This window comes from Streptomyces sp. NPDC001156 (genome assembly GCF_053598275.1).
Window position 1 is genome coordinate 1 of record NZ_JBSFJX010000563.1, and the last position, 1,156, is coordinate 1,156.

The 1,156-nt window shown below is 73.2% G+C and carries 1 protein-coding gene and 1 pseudogene; both read left to right on the forward strand.

Annotated elements, in window-relative coordinates; genetic code table 11:
* A partial coding sequence (locus ACWDA7_RS53135; protein WP_450615455.1) for a glycosyltransferase family 4 protein occupies positions 1-636 on the forward strand: 636 nt, incomplete at its 5' end.
* Positions 633-1,156, forward strand: a pseudogene (locus tag ACWDA7_RS53140) (SAM-dependent methyltransferase); the annotation flags it as partial. The gene ACWDA7_RS53135 and the pseudogene ACWDA7_RS53140, both read left to right, overlap by 4 nt.

Consider the following 1,156-nt stretch of genomic DNA (forward strand, 5'->3'; position numbering starts at 1 on the left):
CATCTGCTCTATCTCGGCCGGCTCGCGGAGGCCAAGGGCGTACGGCTGCTCATGGCCGCGTGGGACGAGATCGCGGCCGACGGCGGTGTGGGCGTGCCGCTCGTGATCGCGGGGACGGGGCCGCTGGAGCGGGAGGTGGCCGCCTGGGCGGCGGACCGGGACGACGTGCGCTACGTCGGCCTGCTGAATGTGGCGGAGTGCCGCAAGGCCGTCGCGCGGTCGGTCGCCGTGGTGGCGCCCTCGACGTGGCTGGAGGCGTTCGGCCTGGTGGTCGTGGAGGCGATGGCGGCCGGGGTGCCGACCGTCGCCGCCGGTCACGGCGCCTTCGTCGAACTCGTCGAGGACGGGGTCACCGGGCTGCTGCACCGGCCGGGCGAGGCGGGCTCGCTCGCGTCGTGCATTCGCCGGATCACGGCCGGGTCGGCCCGCAACCGGGAGATGGGCCAGGCGGCCCGCCGACGCTACGAGCAGGGCTTCAGCCCGGCCGTCGGCCTGGAGCGCCTGGAGGAGGAGTACCGCACCGCGATCGCGGGACGGTCAGCACAGGCTCGCGGCGGGGACAGCCCGCCGCCGGTAGGGGACAGAACTGGCTCGCGGCGGGGGCACCCGCGCGAGCGGGATGGAGGCAGTAGATGACACGATGCCGACTGTGCGGCTCGGCGGCGATGGCGAGCGTCGTCGATCTGGGGGCGACGCCACCGTGTGAGAGCTTTCTCGCCGCGGACCAACTGGATGAGCCGGAGCTGGCGTACCCGCTGCACCTGCGGGTCTGCACCGACTGCTGGCTCGCGCAGATTCCTCCGCTGATCACGCCGGAGGAGACGTTCACGCAGTACGCGTACTTCTCCTCCTACTCGACCTCCTGGGTGGAGCACGCGCGCACCTTCGTCGCCGACGCCGTGGAGCGGCTGGGTCTCGGCACTGACGCCTTCGTGGTCGAGGTGGCGAGCAACGACGGCTACCTGCTGAGGCACGTGGTGGACCGGGGGATCCGCTGCCTGGGCGTCGAGCCGTCGGTGAACGTTGGCGCCGCGGCGCGGGAGGCGGGGGTGCCCACGCTGACGGAGTTCCTCTCCCCGGAGACCGGCGCGGCCGTCCGTGCCGAGCACGGCCCGGCGGACCTGGTCGTGGCCAACAACGTGTACGCGCACATCCC